This window comes from Pseudonocardia sp. CA-142604 (assembly GCF_050948475.1).
Classification (GTDB): Bacteria; Actinomycetota; Actinomycetes; order Mycobacteriales; family Pseudonocardiaceae; genus Pseudonocardia; species Pseudonocardia alaniniphila.
In genome coordinates this window covers 3,827,440-3,846,573 of the sequence record NZ_CP192045.1, presented here as the reverse complement: position 1 = coordinate 3,846,573, position 19,134 = coordinate 3,827,440, and the positions used below count along the sequence as shown (strand labels likewise).

General features: G+C 67.0%; 18 protein-coding genes and 1 pseudogene. 7 read left to right on the top strand and 12 right to left on the bottom strand.

What is annotated here, in order from left to right; translation table 11 throughout:
- Nucleotides 1–47: 47 nt before the first annotated feature.
- From ACQPZQ_RS17550 to ACQPZQ_RS17540, 3 genes are all read right to left on the bottom strand, one after another.
- The gene (locus ACQPZQ_RS17550) at nucleotides 48–1,727 is read right to left on the bottom strand and encodes an AMP-binding protein (protein ID WP_433297035.1); all 1,680 of its coding nucleotides are present in this window, start codon (nucleotides 1,725–1,727) and stop codon (nucleotides 48–50) included.
- 46 nt (nucleotides 1,728–1,773) lie between these two features.
- Entirely contained in the window at nucleotides 1,774–3,651 is a 1,878-nt protein-coding gene (locus ACQPZQ_RS17545) for a propionyl-CoA synthetase (RefSeq protein WP_433297033.1), read from the bottom strand.
- Between the two features lie 210 nt (nucleotides 3,652–3,861).
- Nucleotides 3,862–4,479 carry a LysE family translocator gene (locus ACQPZQ_RS17540; protein ID WP_433297030.1) on the bottom strand — a complete coding sequence of 206 codons (618 nt, stop codon included), beginning with the start codon at nucleotides 4,477–4,479 and terminating at the stop codon, nucleotides 3,862–3,864.
- Between the two features lie 115 nt (nucleotides 4,480–4,594).
- On the opposite strand from ACQPZQ_RS17540, the gene ACQPZQ_RS17535 reads away from it, so the two are divergent.
- Nucleotides 4,595–5,047 (top strand): Lrp/AsnC family transcriptional regulator, encoded by a 453-nt coding sequence (locus tag ACQPZQ_RS17535; RefSeq protein ID WP_433297028.1) that lies wholly within the window; start codon nucleotides 4,595–4,597, stop codon nucleotides 5,045–5,047.
- A 74-nt stretch (nucleotides 5,048–5,121) separates the two neighbouring features.
- Here the strand turns inward: ACQPZQ_RS17535 and ACQPZQ_RS17530 are convergent, their stop codons facing one another.
- Nucleotides 5,122–5,493 carry an enoyl-CoA hydratase/isomerase family protein gene (locus ACQPZQ_RS17530; protein ID WP_433299259.1) on the bottom strand — a complete coding sequence of 124 codons (372 nt, stop codon included), beginning with the start codon at nucleotides 5,491–5,493 and terminating at the stop codon, nucleotides 5,122–5,124.
- A gap of 401 nt (nucleotides 5,494–5,894) precedes the next feature.
- Nucleotides 5,895–6,095 (bottom strand): hypothetical protein, encoded by a 201-nt coding sequence (locus tag ACQPZQ_RS17525; RefSeq protein ID WP_433297026.1) that lies wholly within the window; start codon nucleotides 6,093–6,095, stop codon nucleotides 5,895–5,897.
- Between the two features lie 213 nt (nucleotides 6,096–6,308).
- Between ACQPZQ_RS17525 and ACQPZQ_RS17520 the strand changes: the two genes are divergently transcribed.
- Together ACQPZQ_RS17520 and ACQPZQ_RS17515 are read left to right on the top strand one after the other, a co-directional pair.
- Nucleotides 6,309–6,977 (top strand): TetR/AcrR family transcriptional regulator, encoded by a 669-nt coding sequence (locus ACQPZQ_RS17520; protein ID WP_433297024.1) that lies wholly within the window; start codon nucleotides 6,309–6,311, stop codon nucleotides 6,975–6,977.
- Nucleotides 6,978–7,234: 257 nt separating this feature from the next.
- A complete protein-coding gene (locus tag ACQPZQ_RS17515; RefSeq protein WP_433297021.1) occupies nucleotides 7,235–8,407 on the top strand; it encodes an LLM class flavin-dependent oxidoreductase in 1,173 nt (390 codons plus the stop codon).
- A gap of 83 nt (nucleotides 8,408–8,490) precedes the next feature.
- Here ACQPZQ_RS17515 and ACQPZQ_RS17510 read toward each other — a convergent pair whose 3' ends face one another.
- Together ACQPZQ_RS17510 and ACQPZQ_RS17505 are read right to left on the bottom strand one after the other, a co-directional pair.
- Entirely contained in the window at nucleotides 8,491–9,069 is a 579-nt protein-coding gene (locus ACQPZQ_RS17510; protein ID WP_433297019.1) for a sigma-70 family RNA polymerase sigma factor, read from the bottom strand.
- Between the two features lie 342 nt (nucleotides 9,070–9,411).
- Nucleotides 9,412–10,362 (bottom strand): AraC family transcriptional regulator, encoded by a 951-nt coding sequence (locus ACQPZQ_RS17505; protein WP_433297016.1) that lies wholly within the window; start codon nucleotides 10,360–10,362, stop codon nucleotides 9,412–9,414.
- 224 nt (nucleotides 10,363–10,586) lie between these two features.
- On the opposite strand from ACQPZQ_RS17505, the gene ACQPZQ_RS17500 reads away from it, so the two are divergent.
- Nucleotides 10,587–11,540, top strand: coding sequence for a helix-turn-helix domain-containing protein (locus ACQPZQ_RS17500; RefSeq protein WP_433297014.1), 954 nt, complete (start codon nucleotides 10,587–10,589; stop codon nucleotides 11,538–11,540).
- Between the two features lie 99 nt (nucleotides 11,541–11,639).
- Nucleotides 11,640–12,401 carry a class I SAM-dependent methyltransferase gene (locus ACQPZQ_RS17495; RefSeq protein WP_433297012.1) on the top strand — a complete coding sequence of 254 codons (762 nt, stop codon included), beginning with the start codon at nucleotides 11,640–11,642 and terminating at the stop codon, nucleotides 12,399–12,401.
- 22 nt (nucleotides 12,402–12,423) lie between these two features.
- Here ACQPZQ_RS17495 and ACQPZQ_RS17490 read toward each other — a convergent pair whose 3' ends face one another.
- Nucleotides 12,424–13,593 (bottom strand): acyl-CoA dehydrogenase family protein, encoded by a 1,170-nt coding sequence (locus tag ACQPZQ_RS17490; RefSeq protein ID WP_433297009.1) that lies wholly within the window; start codon nucleotides 13,591–13,593, stop codon nucleotides 12,424–12,426.
- A gap of 193 nt (nucleotides 13,594–13,786) precedes the next feature.
- Complete coding sequence (locus ACQPZQ_RS17485; protein WP_433297007.1) at nucleotides 13,787–14,761, bottom strand: helix-turn-helix domain-containing protein; 975 nt, start codon at nucleotides 14,759–14,761, stop codon at nucleotides 13,787–13,789.
- Nucleotides 14,762–15,156: 395 nt separating this feature from the next.
- On the opposite strand from ACQPZQ_RS17485, the gene ACQPZQ_RS17480 reads away from it, so the two are divergent.
- Nucleotides 15,157–16,113 (top strand): sulfotransferase domain-containing protein, encoded by a 957-nt coding sequence (locus tag ACQPZQ_RS17480; RefSeq protein ID WP_433297005.1) that lies wholly within the window; start codon nucleotides 15,157–15,159, stop codon nucleotides 16,111–16,113.
- On the opposite strand, the gene ACQPZQ_RS17475 is transcribed toward ACQPZQ_RS17480, so the two are convergent.
- Together ACQPZQ_RS17475 and sbnA are read right to left on the bottom strand one after the other, a co-directional pair.
- Nucleotides 16,058–17,044 carry a helix-turn-helix domain-containing protein gene (locus tag ACQPZQ_RS17475; RefSeq protein ID WP_433297003.1) on the bottom strand — a complete coding sequence of 329 codons (987 nt, stop codon included), beginning with the start codon at nucleotides 17,042–17,044 and terminating at the stop codon, nucleotides 16,058–16,060. The two genes, ACQPZQ_RS17480 and ACQPZQ_RS17475, sit on opposite strands and share 56 nt — an antisense overlap.
- A gap of 284 nt (nucleotides 17,045–17,328) precedes the next feature.
- Entirely contained in the window at nucleotides 17,329–18,315 is a 987-nt protein-coding gene (gene sbnA / locus ACQPZQ_RS17470; RefSeq protein ID WP_433297000.1) for a 2,3-diaminopropionate biosynthesis protein SbnA, read from the bottom strand.
- Between sbnA and ACQPZQ_RS17465 the strand changes: the two genes are divergently transcribed.
- Nucleotides 18,305–18,613 (top strand): hypothetical protein, encoded by a 309-nt coding sequence (locus ACQPZQ_RS17465; protein WP_433296998.1) that lies wholly within the window; start codon nucleotides 18,305–18,307, stop codon nucleotides 18,611–18,613. The genes sbnA and ACQPZQ_RS17465 overlap by 11 nt on opposite strands.
- A 134-nt stretch (nucleotides 18,614–18,747) precedes the next feature.
- Here ACQPZQ_RS17465 and ACQPZQ_RS17460 read toward each other — a convergent pair.
- Nucleotides 18,748–19,083: pseudogene (locus tag ACQPZQ_RS17460) on the bottom strand (nuclear transport factor 2 family protein); the annotation flags it as partial.
- Nucleotides 19,084–19,134: the final 51 nt, after the last annotated feature.

Sequence of the window (19,134 nt, the reverse complement as noted above, 5' to 3'; positions counted from 1 at the left end):
CTCATGTGAATAGATCGTCTACACGGGCCGCCACCGGCCGCAGATCGTCATGAAGGGTTCTCCAGATCCACCGCGCCGTTCAGCCAGGACCGGAGCAGGTGCTTCTGGATCTTTCCGGTCGAGTTCCGCGGCAGTTCGTCGAGTCGTTCGAGCCGGGTCGGCAGATACCATTCGGTCATGCCTTGGGTGGTGAGGTACTCGCGTAACTCGTGGAGGGTCGGTGAGGTCTGGCCCCGCACGGTGATCACGGCGCAGGCGAGTTCGCCGGCGTGTTCGTCGAGGTAGCCGACCACTGCGACGTCGGCGACGGCGGGATGTTGGGTCAGCAGGTCTTCCACGTCGGCGATCGGAATCATGAACGCGCCGCCCACCCGGTCGGCGACCCGCCCCCGCAGCCTGATTCCGCCGCGCTCGTCCCAGGCCGCGAGGTCGCCGGTGTCGTACCAACCCTGGTCGTGCTCGCTGGTCACGGTCAGCTGGTTGCCCTCGCCCCGGACGGTGGCCAGGCACACCGCCGGGCCGCGGACGAAGAACCGGCCCGGCTGCTCCGCGGTGACCGGGTCATCGGAGCGGATGTCGAGCTCGTAGCCCGGGAAGGGGCGCCCGTCGCTGTGCAGCGTCCAGTCCAGGGGGTCATCGGCCCTGGTCATGGTCGCGCAACCGACCTCGGTCATGCCCCACTCCGACCGCAGGCCGAGTCCGAAGGTCTCGATCACGCTGTGCACGACCCGGCCGGGGATCGTCGTGCCGGTGGCGGCCATGACCCGCAGCGACGGCAACAGCGTCGAACGCTGCGAAGCCGCGGTGACCAGCTGGTCGTAGAAGCTCGGTGCGGCCATCATGACTGCGACCCGCGCCCGCTCGAGCACGTCCAGCCCCGCCGCCCCCGACCAGGTGTCCAGCAGGACCGCACGGGCACCGGTCTGCAGCGGGACGTAGAGGCCGAACACGGTTCCCAGGCTGTACATCGTGCTGTGCGGGGTGAACACGGCGTCGTCGCAGGTGATCGACTCGGCCCGGCTCAGGCCCGCGGAGCCCGCGAACCACGTGTTCTGCGTACCCAGCACTCCCTTCGGCTGGCCCGAGGTGCCCGAGGTGAAAAGGACGATGGACACCGCGTCCGGGTCCTCCTCCGCGGTATCCAACGCAACGGGATGCCGATCTTCCCACGCAGTGTTCTCGAAGAACTCGCTGAAATCGATCTCGGCTGGCGATTCGGTCCGTCCGAGTACGACGAGCGTGCGCAGCTGCGGCAGATCCGGAACGATCGACCGGGCCAGGCCGGCATGGTCGAACCCGTCCCACTGGTCGACCGTCACGAACACCCCGGCACCCACACGCGCAAGAAGCCGTTCGAGCTCACGCCGGCGGATCGTCGTCATGACCGGAGCGATGACCGCGCGGAGCCGGATCGCCGCCAGATACAGCACGCAAGACTGCCACCGGTTCGGCAACTGCATGGCCACGACCTGCCCCGGCCTGACGCCGAGCTCGTACAACGCACCGGCGAATCTTTCCACCAAATGCGCATACGCACGGTAGGTGACAATCGTTCGCAGCCCATCGGATCCGAAGGCGTCGATCGCCACCGCATCAGGAGTGGCGTCACGCCACTTTCGAAGATCAGTGATCAGACCGGTATCCCGCCACCAACCATTGACCCGATACTTCTCCCCCAGCTCCGCCGAAGCGCGCACGGTGTGGACTCCCAGCCGATCCGGGTTCATAGACTGCTCCTCCAATGACCAGCGCGATTGCTGTCTGCCAGGGATCTCAGCTGCGCCGCAGGATGGGACGAATGGCGTCGAGGACGCTCACGTCGTCGATGGTCGAGGGGACCGGATCCTCCACGCCATCGGCGATTGCGCGCATGGTCTTGCGCAGGATCTTTCCGGAGCGGGTCTTGGGCAGGCCGGGCACGATCGCGATGTCTCTGAGGGCGGCGACGGCACCGATCTGTGTGCGCACCCGTTGGACCAGCTCTGCCGACAGGTCAGTTTCGTCGGTGTCGACATCATCCTTGAGTACGACGAATCCGCGTGGGATCTGTCCTTTTATCGGGTCCGCCACGCCGATGACTGCGCACTCGGCGACGGCCGGATGCCCGGCGAGAGCCTCCTCCATCGCTCCCGTCGAAAGCCGATGGCCGGCGACGTTGATGACGTCGTCGATGCGGCCCATGACGAACACGTAACCGTCCTTGTCGATGTGGCCCCCATCGCCGGTGAGGTAGTAGCCGGTGTAGCGAGACAGGTAGGAGGACACGAAGCGGTTGTCGTCGTTCCACAACGTCGTCAGGGACCCGGGTGGCAGCGGGAGCTTCAGGACGAGCGCGCCGTCTACTCCGGTCTCGACGGGGCGGCCGTCGATGTCGAGCACACCGATGTCCCACCCGGGAACCGGAACGGTCGGCGACCCCGGCTTGATCGGCATGGGCTCGAGGCCCATGAGGTTCGCCGCGACAGGCCAGCCCGTCTCGGTCTGCCACCAGTGATCGACCACCGGGATCCCGAGCAGATCCTGCGCCCAGCGCAGTGTCTCGGGATCGAGCCGCTCGCCCCCGAGAAACAGGTATCTCATTCTGGAGATGTCGTGGTCGGCAAGGAACGCACCAGCCGGGTCTTCCTTCCTGATCACCCGCAGGGTGGTCGGGGCGGTGAACATCGTTCGCACGCCGTGCTCGGCGACCACCCGCCAGAGCTGTCCGGGATCGGGAGTGCCCACGGGTTTGCCTTCGTAGAGCACGGTGGTCGCGCCGACGAACAGGGGTGCGTAGACGATGTAGGAGTGTCCGACGATCCAGCCGACGTCGGAGGCGCTGAACATGACGTCCCTGGGGGCGACGTCGTAGACGTTGCTCATCGTCCAACACAGGGCGACTGCGTGGCCGCCGTTGTCACGGACCACGCCCTTGGGCTTTCCGGTCGTTCCCGAGGTGTAGAGGATGTAGAGCGGGTCGGTGCTGGCCACCGGGACGCAGTCGGCGGGGGTGGCGGCCGCAATGGCGTCGGACCAGGCGATGTCGCGTTCGCCCATCTCGGCGGCGGCCTGGGGGCGCTGCAGAATCACGCAGAAGGCCGGCTTGTGGTGGGCTTGTTCGACGGCTCGATCGAGGAGTGGCTTGTACTCGACGATCCGTTTGCCTTCGATTCCGCATGAGGCGGCGACGACGACCTTGGGGGTCGCATCGTCGATTCTGATGGCCAGTTCGTTGGCGGCGAACCCGCCGAACACGACGGAGTGCACGGCCCCGATCCGGGCGCAGGCGAGCATGGCGATCGCCGCTTCGGGGATCGTCGGCATGTAGATCACCACCCGATCGCCGCGGGTGACCCCGAGTTCGGCCAGGGCGCCGGCGAACTGGGCGACGTCGTGCCGCAGCCGGGCGTAGCTGTAGGTGGTCTTCGTCCCGGTGACGGGACTGTCGTAGATCAACGCATCACAGTCACCACGACCGGCCTCGATGTGCCGGTCCAGCGCGTTGTAGCAGGTGTTGAGCTCCCCGTCGGGAAACCAGCGGTAGTGGGGCGGGTTCGACGAGTCGAGCACCCGGGTCGGAGCCCGATACCAGTCGATCTCTGCTGCGGCCGCGGTCCAGAATGCCTCCGGCCAATCGAGGCTTGCGCGGAACGTAGTGCGGTAGTTGATCACTTCTCTGCTCCGATCGTCGTCAACACATGACTCCGTCGCCGCGGGCACTGACGGCCACGTCAGCGCGCACCGGCCCGGACGGCGCGAGCTCGTCGGGGTCAGGCAGGGGCCCGTGCGCCGGCAACACGAGCGCTGCAAGTAGTGGATGAACCGACTGACCGCGATCAAGAACCGGCTCTCGGCCCGATGGTGATGCACCTCGGCACCGGGCTAGCCGATGATCTGTTCCATCAGCAGCACAACACCGATCGCGACCATCGCGGCGCCGGAGATGCGGGAGACCATTCGCGCCGCCCCGGGCCGCGCAAGCAGCACCAGCCGGGCACCCGTGCCCACTCCCGTGTAGACCACGGCACAACTGAGGGTGTGCACCAACCCCAACAACACGATCTGCATCCCGAGCGGCCAACCGGCGGCCGGGTCGGTGAACTGCGGCAGCAATGCCACGAACAACAACAACGCCTTGGGGTTCAGGCCGCTGATCCCTGCCCCTTTCAGCGCCCGCCACACCCACAAACCGGGCGCGGACTCAGCAGCGGCCGCCGGAGCTGACGGACTTGCGATTGCCGTGACACCCAGCCACATCAGGTACACCGCACCCACCCCTGTCAGCACCGTGAGCATCAGCGGTGAGCGGGCCACCAGTGCGGCGACCCCGGCTGCCACCACAACCGTCAGCGCCACATAGCCGGCGAGCAGCCCGCCCACGGCGGGCAGCACCGTGCGGTCCCGAAGTCCGGCCCGGATCGCGTACGCCCAGTCGGCACCCGGTGTCAGCACCAGCAGGAACGACACTCCCCAGAACGCGACGACCGTCCCGATCGCCATGACGTGCATCTCCCTCCACAGACCTCGATGGCTTGAGGGAAAGACTAGGTACGAATCGCGAGGAAGTGCTTCCAAACTTGCGCTGATCACGGCTGTCTAGGGGATAATCTGCCTCGTGGACGACGTGGATCGGAAGATTCTTGCGGAGCTGCAGCGGGACGGTCGGCTCACCGTGACCGAGCTCGCCGAGCGCGTCCGGCTCAGCGTCTCGCCCTGCCACCGGCGTCTGCGCGCCCTGGAGCACTCGGGGGCGATTGCGAGCTATCGGGCACACCTGGATGCCCACGTCCTCGGGTTCGGCTTCGACGCCCTCGTGTTCGCCACCATGCGCGACGCCGACCGCGACACCGTCGACGCCTTCGAGAACGCTGTCGCCGCCATCCCCCACGTCCTGCAGGCCCAACGGCTCTTCGGCGACCCCGACTACCTGCTGCGCGTCGTCACCCGCGACCTGCACGCCTTCCAGCAGCTCTACGACGACCGCCTCGCCACGCTCCCCGGTGTCCAGCGCCTCACCTCGACCCTCGTCATGAAGAGCATCGTGGACAACCGGCCGCTGCCTCTCTAGCGGGCCGTGGCGGCGGCCATGCCGCCTCGCGTCGGAGTCGGTCGCCCGCACCGGACGCGACCTCGCGTGCCGGATCACAGAGAGGTGGCGTTCTTCCCGGCCCGCCCCTTGTCGGACTTGTCGTAGAAACTCCTGAGTCGGTCCGGGATCCACTCGTTCCCCATCAGGGCGTAGCCATACCAAGTCTCCACAGCCAGCTGCTCATCGAGCGGTCGGCCGATGACGTCGAAGATGGTCTCCTTGGCCGACTCGAGCGCGGTCTGGTCGTTGCGCAGGATGGTGGCCATCATCGCCTCGGCTACGTCGAGCAGCTGGCCGTGCGGCACCACCTTCGACACGAGGTTCGCACTGAGCGCGCGCTGTGCGTCTACCGGCTCGCCGGTGAGCAGCATCTCGGAGGCGAATGTCCGCCCACGTCTGCCGCAGCAGTTGGTGGGTCTCGAGATCGATTGCGTTCATCACCTCCGGCCGGTTCAGCGTGATGTAGGCGACCTCGCCGCGTTTTTCGTACAGGACCTTGGACATGGATTACCTCGAGTGTCAGAGAGACGAAAGAACGACCAAGCCCATTCCTTGAGAACGTTCTTTTGCACCTTTCCGGTGACGGTCATGGGGAACTAGAAAATGGACGCGCTTCGGATCGTCATAGTCGGCCAGATCCGGCAATCGCTGATCTTGCGCTGTCGTGCGCTGATCAGGATTCGGCTTCCCGACCGACCCGGCACGTAGGCCAGCTCGCTCGGCCGGTAGGCCGGGTTCACCGAGACCAGGATCGCGCCGATCTTTGCGGTCGCGTACTGGATGATCGCCCGACTCCAGGCAGTTCGGCGACCACAGCGCGCCCCGGTCACCTTGCCAGACCCGAGCGCGACCATGACGCGTCGAGCCGGGCGTAGCTGAACCGCGCATCCCGATGCACCGACACCAAAACCTCGTTGTCCGGGAACCGGTGCGCCGCAGCCTCGAACGCCGCACCGATGGTCAGGCCCCGCCGCGGCTCGATGCGCGCGCCCAGCCGGTAGGACGTCTCCGTGAGATCCACGCTCATGTACAGCCAACCCCTCTCCCACCCGAGCAGCGAATCAGGATTCACGATTCACCACAACGTGGCGCCTGGCACGTTTGCCGACCGGCCACGAGACCCGCCGGCTACGGACCCGAGACGTCGACAGCGCTGCTCGTAGAGTGGCGACGTGCCGGGCCGGTCAGGCCGCGGGCAGGACGACAATGCACATGTCCGTGACGCGAGGGAGCCGCTGCCGTGCAGCCACAGCAGAGCGACGTCGCAGCTGCCCAACCTGCCCCGCCCGAGAAGCTGACCGCCGCCCAGGCCCGCCGCGTCGCAGCGCGGGATTCCATCCTCGCGGCGGCCCGCGAGCTGATCGCCGAGGACGGTTTCGCCGGAGCCCAGGTCTCGCTGATCGCCGTCCGCGCCGGCGTGGGCGTCGGCTCGATCTACAAGCACTTCCCGTCCCGGGCCGAACTGTTCGCCGAGATCTACCGCGACGTCGCCGCGCGAGAGTTCGCCCACGTACAGGCCGCAGTGGCCGAGACCGGCGGCGGAGCCGGCGCGAGGATCGCCGCCGCGGTCGCCACCTTCTGCGCCAGAGCGCTGCGAGGCGGTCGATTCGCCTACGCACTCCTCGTGGAGCACAGTGAGCCCGACGTCGACGAGCACCGCCTCGCTTTCCGGGAGGGTTACCGGACCCTGTTCCGGGAGGTGCTCGACCAAGGAATCGACGCCGGTGAGATTCCTGACCAGGACACCGACACGGCAGCTGCAGCCCTGCTGGGGATCATGACCGAAACCCTCGTACGCCCCTTGGCCGATCCCGGCAAGAACAGGGACTCAGAGGCGCTGATCAGGCAGGTCGTCGACCTGTGCTTGGCCACGGTGCGAGCCCGCAAGCTCGGCCGACCCGACGTCTGACCAACCGCAGGCCTTAGCCCGTCAGGCATCTACTCAGCCCGGCAGACCGTCGGGCGGCGAATTCCGCAACGCCTTGGCGGGGCTTCACGCGACGCCGTACGGACTCCGGCTACCGTCGTACCCGGGTTCTACTTGATCGGCGCTGCTGAACACAGACACCAGCCACCAACGCCACCGACTGGACATAGGGCGTTGGGAAATTGAGTCCGCTGAGCGAGCATCGACCAAAAGGGGCGGTAATGCTGCCAATATCTGTGATGCCGGAAGATCTGCGCTGCGGGGTCTTCATCCCGCCGTGGTCACTTCCGTTGACACTGTCCCCGACCGCGGCGATCCGTCGAGAAATCGAGTTCGTCGAGTTCCTGGACCGGATCGGCTACGACGAGGCATGGATCGGCGAGCACCATTCGGGTGGGATGGAGATCATCGCGTCACCCGAGCTGCTGATTGCTGCGGCGGCCGAACGCACCAGCCGCATCCGGCTCGGCACCGGCGTGATCTCGCTGCCGTTCCACAACCCGTTGATGACAGCCGACCGAATCGTGCAGCTGGACCATCAGACTCGCGGGCGAGCGATGTTCGGCTTCGGGCCCGGCCTGCTCCCGGCGGATGCGTGGAGGCTCGGAATTCCAGCCGACGAGATACGTGGCCGGATGGCCGACGCGGTGGATGTGATCGTGCGCCTCCTTGCCGGCGAGATGATCACCCAGAGTACCGACTGGTACACCCTGCGGGAGGCCGCGCTGCACGTCGGACCGTTCACTCGGCCGCGTCCCCACTTGGCGGTAGCAAGCTCGATCACGCCCTCGGGTGGGCGAGTCGCCGGTCGCCATGGGCTGGGCATGCTGTGTCTCGCGACCAGTAGCAGCCAGGGATACGAGGTCCTGGACGTCAACTGGCGCGTCGCCGAGGAGCAGGCCACCGAACACGGGCAGACCATGGACCGCTCCGCGCTGCGGCTCGTCGCGCCGTTCCACATCGCTGCGTCCAGGGACCAGGCCCTGAGCGAGGTACAGGCGGGACATGAGCGGTGGTGCAGCTATATGGACGACACCAACGAAGGCGGCGCCGCGTTGATCGGCCTCGACAGCCTCGAGAAGATCAACGAAGGGCGCGGCGCCATCGGGACGGTGGAGGATGCGGTGAACGCCCTCGACGGCTACTGGACCAAGTCCGGGGGCTTCGGCTGCATCCTCATTCAACAGACCTATTGGGCCGACGAAGAGGTCAGCCGACGGTCCTACCGGACGTTCGTCGAGGAAGTCATGCCGGCGTTCACCGGTTCGACAAAGCCACGGCACGAGTCCTGGGAGTGGACGCGAAACCGTCGAGCGGACCTGAGCGCGGGCAGTCGCCAGGCTGCCACCAAGACCATCCAGGACCACTTCGCCGCAACGGGCGCCGGCACGGCCGGGCCGGCGCCGGTGTAGCCGGACGGCTAGCCGACTGGATTCGCCCGCGATGATGCGGCGCTCGGCCCGGGATCACGTGCGGCCCCCATCGTGAGCGATCGCTATCGGACCCGTCCGGCATCACCGAGTCGCGATTCGCCCTCCTCCAGCAGCACTCGTAGTGCTCGCAGGGCATGGTATGTCCGCGATTTCACGGTGCCGGAAGAGACGCCGAGCCGTCGCGCCGTTTCGGCGATCGACCGACACTGAAAGTACCGCTCCATCAACACGTCGCGGTGCTTGGGCGTGAGTTCATGGATCGCGTCGGTGAGCACCCGACGCTGCACGATGCGGTCGACGTCGTCCACCACATGTGCCGCAGCCGCCACGTGCTCGCAGTATGTGGTCATCGACAACTTGGTGCGTGCGCGCCAGACATCGATCAAGTGGTTACGGGTCGCGGCGAACAACCACCTGCGCAGCGCATCCGACGTGGGTTCGAGATGACCGGCTCGTCGCCAGGCACGGACGAACACTTCCTGGAGGACATCCTCGGCGAGAGCACGGTCCCGAGTGAATCGATAAATGAATGCGTACAGCGACGGAGCCGCCTGCTCGTACAGCGATCGAACGAAGACCTCGGAATCGTTCTCACCTGGAAAGCAAGGCGCGACATTCGACTTCCCCTCATGGCTACCCATAACGGTAGACGGTCCTCCAAACAATATTTCAACCAGGACAAGCGCTCGCGGGAGACACCGCACCACCGATCGAAGATCCTCTACAAAATCTCGATATGCGACCGAGAATCGATAACAGAACAGCGCTGCGCGGCCGGAGATTTCCAGCAGCCCACGGCCTCCGCAACGGGACAGCCGGGAGTGGGGCGCAGCGTCGCGCGCCTCCCTCCTCCCCGCTCCGGCGCGTTGTGCCGGATCGCCCCACGTTCAAAGATTCTCTATGGCAGGCGTGTAACCCCAGTTGACCGCACAGAACTCCAGCGGGGGCGGCATTTTCTACTCAGCGTTGAGGCATTTCCTGCTTCAGGGTTGCGGGAGCGGATCCGACGTGGGGCGCTCCTGGCGCCAGCCGCCCGGCGTCATTCCGTACCGCCGCCGGAACGCCCGCTCGAACGTACGGAGATCGAGAAACCCGACGGCCGCCGCGATGTCCGATATCTTCCGCCAGTTCTGCCTCCGGTCGGACAACATGGCCTGTGCCGCTTGCAGCCGTTCCTCGCGAAGGTACGCACCAGGCGTGGTCCCGATCCGCTCGAACAGGGTGTACGCGTGGCTGACCGACACGTGGTGGCGCCGCGCCAGTTCCTCGACCCGCAGGTGCGGGTCGGCCAGACGTTCGCGGACGTGCCTGCGCATCATGTCGAGCAACACCTCCTCGGGGCCGCCCCCGCCCGGCACGGAGGGCGTGACGTCTCGCAGCGCCATCGCGAGCAGAGCAATCGCCGCGTGCCCGGCGTCCGTCCGTTGCCGGTCGGTGAGGTCGTCGGCCACGTCGAACAGGCGATCCAGGTAGGCGGACAGCATCTGCATGGCCGGGGCCGTGGCAGCCACGCTGCGTGCGCACGCCTCGGTGATCTCCGCGGTCAGGAGCGGGAGCATTTGGCGCGGGAAACGCAGGGTCAGGCTCCAGGTCTCGGTCGACGAGACCCGCTCGAAGCGGCTACGCGACTCGCACAGCACTCCCGTACCCGCCGGCTGCTCGGCGCTGCGGTCGTGCTGGCGGACGCGGCCCCGTCCGGCGCTGTATACGCAGAAGAGCAACCGGTCGCATGTCGACGCCCTTGCTGCCATCCGGTCCGTCCGGAATGTCATCATCGGCTCTCCCCAGTGTGACCGAGAGAGCGTGAGAGCCTCCCCCAACTCCTGGACCGCCACGCGCCCACGGAAACCGGGACCCGTCCGGGCGATCATCGGTAGGAAGAACTCACCGGCAACATCTTCCAACTCCTCACCGGAGAACTCGCGGATCTGCACGGCCCTGAGGCTAGTTCCGGGCCATCCGCCCAGGTAGGAGCGGTACGAGTGCTCTTACTACTACCATCTGGACGGCCAGCGCCGCCCGCACGGCTGGTGTCGTGATCAGCAGAGTCGGACCACGGACGAAGGCTGCCCGGTTAGACCCGCGGCGGGCGATCTGACCCTTTCGAAATGCAATAAAGATCGCCCACAGTTGCCGGTGGCGGAGTTAGCCTCGTGTCGTGCAGATTTACGAGTACGCAGGTGAGGAGTATGAACACGTCGCCAGTGAGTTCTCCATACCGTTGATCGCACGGACGGGCCCCGACTTCCGCGGGTGGTCGGCGGTTCAGGAGCTGGGCGAGGCTCTCACGCTCTATCGATCGCATTTCCGAGGGCCGATATCGGCGGTCCGGACCAACCGGATGGCGGCGAAGGCTTCGGCGGACGACGGGATGCTCTTCTGCTTACAAGAGATGATCTGCCAGGGTTACATGCGTCAGCGCGGCCGTTGCGCCGAGCTGGTGGCCGGCACGGGGGTTCTGATCGAGGCGCGGAGTCCCTCCGAACGGACCTCGCAATCCGAGGCCCAATTGCTGACCTTGCGTTTCTCGCGCGAGCTTCTTCCGCTCCGCACCACCGAGATCACCGAGGCCTGTGCGCGCAGCGCGGACCCGGCGGCACCGGCCATGCAGATGCTGTCCGGCTACCTCGGACGACTCCTCGATGTCGCCGACCGCCTCAGCGAGCCGCAGCGGCTGGACGCCGGGCGGGCCGCGATCGAGATGCTCACGATGGTGCTGCGGGACGTCGCTCCGTCGGTACCCGGCGGGGACGGCCCCGAGGATGTGCTGCTCGACATGATGCGGACGCACGTCCGCGAACACCTCGCCGACCCGCAGCTGCGGGTCGAGGAGCTCGCGCGCCGGCACCACGTATCGGTCAGGCACGCGTATCGCCTGTTCACCCGGATCGGGACCACCCCCGGTGCATACCTTCGCGAGCAACGGCTGCTCGCGGCACAGGTGATGCTCGCCGACCCGCGACACGCCCAGCTCAGACTGTCGCACGTCGCGGCTGCCGTCGGGTTCCTCGACATCCGGACGTTCGAGCGGGCGTTCCGGCGGCAGTACGGGATGACGCCGTGCGGCTGGCGCCGTGAGCGCTGCCCCTCCCGAGCCGCTCCGCAAGCCTGAAGCAGGAAATGCCTCAACGCTGAGTAGGAGACGCCGCCCTCGTTGCGGGGCTGGTGCGCTCAACTGGGGGACCCACCGTCGGAAGGACGTTCATACCTGATGACCTTCGAAGTCACCGCCGACGCCTACGGGCGCCACATGGGTCGCTTCTCCGAGCCGCTCGCGGGCCGATTCGCGGACTTGTTGCAGCTACGGCAGGGCCGGCGCGTGCTGGACGTCGGCTGCGGACCAGGCGCACTCACCGCCGTGCTCACCGAACACCTGGAGGCCGGCGCCGTCGCCGCAGTCGACATGTCCGAGTCGTTCGTGGCCGCAGTCCGGACGCGCCTGCCCGGGGTCGACGTCCGTCGCGCCGCCGCGGAGCACCTGCCGTTCGATGACGCCGAGTTCGACGTCGCAGCCGCACAGCTCGTCGTGCATTTCATGACCGATCCTGTCGGCGGCCTGACCGAGATGGCCCGCGTCACGCGACCCGGCGGGCTCGTCGCCGCCTGCGTCTGGGATTACGGGGGCGGTCGAGGCCCGCTGACCCCGTTCTGGCGGGCGGCGCGCGACCTCGATCCGGACGTAGCCGACGAGTCCGATCGCGCCGGGACGCGTGTCGGCCAGCTCGCCGAGATGTTCGCCGCAGCGGGACTGCGGGACATCCAGTCCTCGGAACTGGCCGTCACGGTTACCTACCCGACTTTCGAGGACTGGTGGGAACCGCTGACCCTCGGCGTCGGCGCCACCGCCAAGTACATGGCCGGGCTCGACGACGCACGGCAGGCGGCGTTGCGGGCCCGCTGCGCCGCGCAGCTTCCGCCGCCGCCGTTCGAGATCACGGGCGTCGCGTGGGCGGCAGTGGGTGTGGCGGGCTGATCCCAGCGGCCGGGCTCAGACGTCACAGGAGTGGTGACGGAGAGTTCTGGCCGAAATACATCGCACCAGCCCATTCCCACATTCGACTCTTCCCCAATGTGTGCTGAGCGATGGTGTCCAGATCCCGCATCTGTCGCCCTAATGAGCATTCGTCCTGAACGGCGACACTGCCGACCGTATCGACGAGCAACCGAACAGCAGTGCGGCATTCCGACACCGTGTGGACGAATAGGCCTGCGAGCTGGGCCCGCTGCCCGATCGACGGGTCATCGCCTGCCACGATCACACTCCACACGGTGCTGACGGTGTCGTACGCATAGCTGCGCGCCGCGCCGACCATCGCCCGCGCCCGAGCGACAGCAGCCCGGACGCGCGGTGCATCCCTCGCAGGAATCATCTCCGGCATCAACACCTTGGCGTCGAGAATCGAGGTGGCCACGTCGCAGGCGTCGAGCGCAGTGCCCAGAGGGACGCCGACGAAGTTGACCACGACCATTCCACGCCAGCTGTAAAGCGGCCCGGACCGATAGCTCCGACCATGGTCCCAGGTGTTCTCGGCCGGCACGAACGTGTCGGTGATCGTGTAGTCGTGGCTCCCGCTTCCGGTCAGTCCCAAGGACCGCCAGGTGTCCAATACGTCCCACTGGGCTGCAGGCAGCATTGCTATACGCCTCTCCGGCGTGCCGTCAGCCAGTAGCCGAGGCGACCCGTTTTCCGTCACCCGAGCACCGCCCACGATGACGTCCGCGTGGGTCACCCCACTACCGAACGACCATCGGCCTGACAGGCGGTAGCCGCCGTCGCACACCTCGAGGGTCCCGGCCGGGGTGAGCCACCCGGCGGTCACCGCATCCAGATCGGGGTAGAGCGACCGGGCGGTGGCTTGTTCGATGTTGGCGCTGTAATAGCCGCTGTCGGCGCCGATCTGCGCGCACCACCCGGCTGAGGCATCAGCACGAGACAACGTTTCGACGATTTCGATCTGTCGGCAGATGTCGACTTCGGGTCCGCCCCACGTGGCGGGCATGGCCATTCGAAACACTCCGGCCGACCGCAGTGCGTTCACAACCGGCCCGGTCAGGCGGCGAGCGGCTTCCACCTCGGCGGCGTGCTCCCGCAACAGCGGCCCGATCCTGACGGCGTTGGCGAGGATGGTGGCGCCGTCCAACGCCGGCCCGCTATCAACCTTCATCAGCACGATCCTTCATCCCGTCGAATGTCTTCTTCGATGACCTGGCCACGGCTTCCGGCGCCGGCGAGGTAGGGCGTCGATCCGGGCAGACGGGGCCCTCGAGCACGTATCCGCACGGAGGACGAGAATCCGCAGTGGCATCGGGTGCCTTCAGTTGACCGCACCGGGCTATCTCGGGGCAGGCTTTTTCTCGTCAGCTGTGCGGCATTTCCCGACTGAAGGTTGCCGAAGCGGATCCCGGGTGGCAATGCTCACGGCGGCAGTCACCCGGCGACATCCCGTACTGCTGCCGGAACGCCCGCTCCAACGTCCTGCGATCGAGGAACCCCACCGCAGCCGCGATGTCCGTCGTCCCGAGCCGCGAGTACCGCGGGTCGGACAGCATCGCCCGCGCCGCAAGCAACCGCTGTTCCCGGAGATACGCAGCGGGCGTGGTTCCGATCCGCCCGAACAGGGTGTATACGTGCCTGACCGACAGATGGTGCCGGCGCGCCAGCTCCTCGACCCGCAAGTGTGGTTCGGCCAGGTGTTCGCGCACGTGCGTCTGCATCATGCCTAACAACACCCCCTCCGGGCCGTCTCCGCCGGGCACCGTGGGTGCGACGTCCCGCAGCGTCATCGCGAGCAGATCGATAGCGGCCCGCCCGGCGTCCAGCCGCTGCGACGCGGTGAGCTCGTCGGCCATCTCGAACAGTCGACCGAGGTAGCCCGACAGCAACCGCATGGCGGGCGCTGCGGGGTTCACGCTGCGCGCACAGACGTCGGTGATCTCGGTAGTGCGGAGCGGGAGCAGCTCGCGGCAGAACCGCAGGTTCATGCACCGGGTCTCGGTCTGCGAAACCCGCGCGTAGGGCCTTCGTGCCTCGACCAGAATGCCCGTGCCTGCCGCCAACTCGACAAGGCGGTCATGCTGCCGGACTCGGCCCCGGCCGGCCAGGTATACGCAGAAGACCATCACGTTGTCTGCCGACGCGCTCGTCGCCATCCGGCCGGTCCGGACCAGCGACACCGGCGCTCGGAAATGCGACCGAGAAAGACTGAGGGTCTCGCTCAGCTCGTGGACCGCCGACCGCCCGCGGAAGTCGGGACTCGGCCGGGCGATCATCGGTACCCAGATCTCCCTCGCGACGTGTTCGAACTCCTCACCGGAGTACTCGCGAATCTGCACGGCCCCGAGGCTAGCGCCGGCACCGTCCCAGGTCAGAAGCATTCACTTGAGGAGTGCGCCGAGCACTGGTGGTGAAACCACTACCGCCGTGACGAGCAGGAGCCGCAGAACGGCACGCTCGTGTGACGACACGAGACACAGGTCGACCGGCACAGCCGGGCTGCCGGCGTCAGCAGGGCCGCTTCGGATCCACTCCCCCGCACTCTCGGGCAAGAAACGCCGCACGGCTGGCGAGAAAATGCCGCATCCGAGATGGGAAAGTGAGGTCAGCTGAGATGACCTGTTGTCCCCCTTGCCCGTACAGCTCGTTCGTCAACCGACGACAGAAAATCCTGTTCATGTCGGCGTTTCGATCGTGACCATCAGCCCGGTGTGCGAAAAGGAATGATTCTGTGGTGCGATATCGGAATGTCGTCTGGGACAGCGCGCGCTGGGACGGCTTCACGTTCCGCGACGACGACATCGTGATCAGCACGCCGCCCAAGAGCGGCACTACCTGGCTGCAGATGATCTGTGCCCTGCTGGTGTTCGGAACACCGGAGTTCGACGGGGACCTGGGCGAGGTGTCGCCGTGGCTCGATCTGGTCATGCAGCCGCGAGAGGCGGTGGTGGCTTCCCTGGAAGCTCAGCGGCACCGCCGGTTCATCAAGACGCACACGCCGCTGACCGGGGTGCCGTTCGACCCCCGGGTGTCCTATCTGTGTATCGGCCGCGACCCGCGCGACGTCGGCATCTCATGGGGAAACCACCTGGCGAACATGGACCTGCAAGCGGTCCAGCAGGCACGGGACGCGGTCGACCTCGCGACGGCGGACGACCTCTTGCCCGCCGTACCGCCGCCTGAGGCGACGTCCCGACGCGACCGGTTCCGGCACTGGATGCTGGACGCCACGCCGGTAGCGGACAGCGGTTCCAGCTTGCGCTTCACCCTGCATCACCTCGCCACGTTCTGGGACACGGTCGACTCGCCCAATGTGGTCTTGGTCCACTACGACGACCTCAAGGCCGATCTGCCCGGCGAGATGCGGCGGCTGGCTCAGCGACTGGACATCACCGTGCCGGAGTCGGCCTGGCCGTCGCTGGAGCGGGCGGCGACGTTCGACGACATGCGAGAGCACGCCAACCGACTCGTCCCGGACTCCGGCCTGGCCAAGCGGGACAAAAAGCAGTTCTTCCACCGCGGCGTGAGCGGGCAATGGACACAGGTGCTGGAAGACACCGATCTACGGGAGTACTCGGCGCGCGCGGCCGAGCTGGCCGGGCCCGACCTGTTGGGATGGGTCCACCACGCGCCGGTCACTGTCTCGTCAGCCGAACCGCCACGGGCGAAGCCGCGCGGGGCGAGTTCGTAGATCGTGGGTGGCGATGCTCACGCCGCCAGCCGGCCGGCGTCGTCCCGTACTGCCGCCGGAACGCCCGCTCGAACGTGGTGAGGTCGTGGATCCCGACAGCAGCCGCGATGCTCGCCATCCCGAGCCCGGCGTACCTCGGGTCGGACAGCATCGATCGCGCCGCGAGCAGCCGCTGCTCGCGAAGGTACGCACCGGGCGTGGTCCCGATCCGCTCGAACAGGCTGTGCAGCCGGCGAACCGACACGTGGTGCCGCCGCGCCAGCTCCGCGACCCGCAGGTTCGGGTCCGCCAGGTGCTCGCGGACGTGCGTCCGCATCATCTCCAGCAAGACCTCATCAGGGCCGTCCCCGCCCGACACGGAGGGGGCGACGTCTCGCAGCACCATCGCCAGCAGATCGATCGCGGCTCGCCCGGCGTCCAGCCGCTGCCCCGCGGTGAGCTCATCCGCTACCTCGAACAGCCGACCGAGATAGCCGGCCAGCACCCGCATGGCCGGCTCTGTGGGGTCGACGGGGCGCGCACACGCCTCGGTGATCTCGGCAGTACGTAGTGGGAGCAACTCGCGGGAGAAACGCAAGGTCATGCCCACAGCCTCGGTCGACGAGATCCCCTCGTAGCGACTACGAACCTCGGCAAGCACTCCCGTACCGGCCGTCAGCTCGACGCAGCGGTCGTGCTGGCGAGCGCGGCCCCAGCCGGCCATGTATATCCAAAAGGCCATCAGATTGTCGGCCGACGCTCTCGCTGCCATCCGGTCGGTCCGGACCGCCGACATCTGTCCGGAATGCGACCGGGTGAGTGTCAGGGTCTGGCCCAGTTCCTGGATCGCCGCCTGCCCGCGGAAGCCGGGACACGTCCGGACGACCACCGGAATGAAGAACTCTTCGGCGGCGTCTTCCAACTCCTCACCGGAGAACTCGAGGATCTGCATGGCGCCGACGCTAACTTCGACCCTCCGCCCCGGGGAGGTTCTCGTCATACCCGTGAGCCAGGGCCGCCCCGGGCCCGGCAGTCCGTCACATGTGGTCGAGATCGAGGTCGACGGCAGGGTCGGCGCGCCCGAGCGCCGAGGCCAGTGAGCTGTCTGCTCCCGGCCCCGGCCGCGCGTCAGGGCGACGTGGTGGCGGTGACGACTGCGAGCGAGTCCATGTAGTCACGCCAGTGGACGACCTTGCGGTTCTCGACGGGACCACCTCTACTCCGTGGCGTGACAGATCAGGCAGCCGAGTAGAGCGCGGTGAGGTCGTCGGCCGGGAGCGCTTCGTTGCCGTAGAGCTCCTGCACCCAGTTGGTCTGGTACACGGTGTCGAGGTAGCGCTCACCCATGTCGGGGGCGAGTGTCACGGCGGTCATGTCGGGCGTGCCGTGCTGCTCGAGCCAGCGGACCGCTCCGGTGACCTGGGTGCCGGTGGAACCGCCGAACAGGAACCCGTGCCTGGCCAGCGTGTGGCAGGTGCGGACGGTGTCGGCCTCGTCGACCATGACCACCTCGTCGACGTAGGACTCGTCCAGCAGCGGCGGCCGCACGCCCATGCCCAGGCCGGGGATCATCCGGCGCCCGCTCGGGCCGCCGAAGGACACCGACCCGACACTGTCGACCGCGACGATCCGCACCGGGCGGTGCCACTCCTTGAAGAAACGAGCGCAGCCCATGAGGGTGCCGGTGGTGCCGGCACCGACGAACAACACGTCCAGCTCCGGGAACTGGCGGGCGATCGCCGGGGCCGTCCGGCGGTAGTGCGCGCCCCAGTTGGCCGGGTTGGTGTACTGGTTGAACCACACGTAGCGCTCGTCGGAGGCGCACAGCGCACGGACGTAGTCGATCCGGGCCCCGAGGTAGCCGGTGGTCGGGTGGGGCTCGGTGATGATGTGCACCTGGCTGCCCAGCGCCTCCATCAAACGGCGGGTGGCGAGGTTGCAGCGCGAGTCGGTAACACACACAAACCGGTAGCCCTTGCTCGCCGCGAGCATGCTCAACGCCACACCGAGGTTGCCCGACGAGGACTCGATCAGAATCGACCCAGGGCGCAGTACCCCGTCCCGCTCCGCCGCCTCGACCATCTCGGTGGCCGCCTTCACCTTCACCGAACCGGCGAAGTTAAATCCCTCACACTTCAGGAAGAGCTGCTGACCGAAGATGTCCTTCACGTCGACATAGAGCTCGTCCTCGTTGAACTGGTGAGGAGCGGAAATGACTGGCATCGGGATCCCCCTCGTCAATGCTGGCGGCCACTCGGCGCCTGCAGGTTTCAACGACTATCCCGCGCAACCGGTTCAACGGACCGGAGATTCCCCGGACTTCTGTGATCGAAGCCGCCGAAGGACGTGTGACGAAACCTACAGCGAAAACGTGAAACGTACAGGGCAGGCCGCCGCTGCCGTTGCTGTTGGCAAAGAACTGAGCGACGAAAAAACCGATAACGTGATCATGTGTACCAGTATTACCATTTTATGGTATTTCCGAACTGATCGTCACGAGTATGCCGGTTTGACTCGATGATCGACGCGTGCGATGCGCATCACGGACGCGCCCCGTCGTCGACGGGTCCTCTTCGGTGAGCGCTCCGGGCCACTGCACCGACGAGACCGAGACCCGCAGTTCAGACCGGCGCTCGGTCACGTCCTGGCGCCGACTCAGCCCATGCCCAGGATCTGACGGAGCCCGGCGGGGTCCCGGTAGAACGGGCGGATCTCGGTGATCCTCCCGTCCTCGATCCAGAAGTGCTCCGAGACGCGCATGGTCCACTGCTCGCCCGATACCGGAGCCGTGCCGTGTGCGTCCACGATCGCGACGACCCGATGGGGTCCGTCGGCCACCATCTCGAGAACCGTGACACCGGATGTCCCACACGTCCGGAAGACCTCGACGCCGGCATCGGTCGCGTCCGCGCCCGTCCAACTGCCGGGCACCGGATGCGACGGAGACCGGGACAGCCGGTAATCGTCGGAGGAGAACGGGGCGACGGCCTCGAGGTCCCCGCGGCGGCGAGAGCGTGGACCTGACGGATCAGCTCACGATTG

Excerpts from the sequence above, each read along its gene's own strand:
- ACQPZQ_RS17510 (WP_433297019.1), bottom strand. The coding sequence starts at position 9,069 with ATGGGTAGCCATGAGGGGAAGTCGAATGTCGCGCCTTGCTTTCCAGGT.
- ACQPZQ_RS17495 (WP_433297012.1), top strand. The coding sequence starts at position 11,640 with ATGACCTTCGAAGTCACCGCCGACGCCTACGGGCGCCACATGGGTCGC.
- ACQPZQ_RS17525 (WP_433297026.1), bottom strand. The coding sequence starts at position 6,095 with ATGAGCGTGGATCTCACGGAGACGTCCTACCGGCTGGGCGCGCGCATC.
- ACQPZQ_RS17515 (WP_433297021.1), top strand. The coding sequence starts at position 7,235 with ATGCCGGAAGATCTGCGCTGCGGGGTCTTCATCCCGCCGTGGTCACTT.
- sbnA (WP_433297000.1), bottom strand. The coding sequence starts at position 18,315 with ATGCCAGTCATTTCCGCTCCTCACCAGTTCAACGAGGACGAGCTCTAT.
- ACQPZQ_RS17550 (WP_433297035.1), bottom strand. The coding sequence starts at position 1,727 with ATGAACCCGGATCGGCTGGGAGTCCACACCGTGCGCGCTTCGGCGGAG.
- ACQPZQ_RS17465 (WP_433296998.1), top strand. The coding sequence starts at position 18,305 with ATGACTGGCATCGGGATCCCCCTCGTCAATGCTGGCGGCCACTCGGCG.
- ACQPZQ_RS17475 (WP_433297003.1), bottom strand. The coding sequence starts at position 17,044 with ATGCAGATCCTCGAGTTCTCCGGTGAGGAGTTGGAAGACGCCGCCGAA.
- ACQPZQ_RS17490 (WP_433297009.1), bottom strand. The coding sequence starts at position 13,593 with ATGAAGGTTGATAGCGGGCCGGCGTTGGACGGCGCCACCATCCTCGCC.
- ACQPZQ_RS17540 (WP_433297030.1), bottom strand. The coding sequence starts at position 4,479 with ATGGCGATCGGGACGGTCGTCGCGTTCTGGGGAGTGTCGTTCCTGCTG.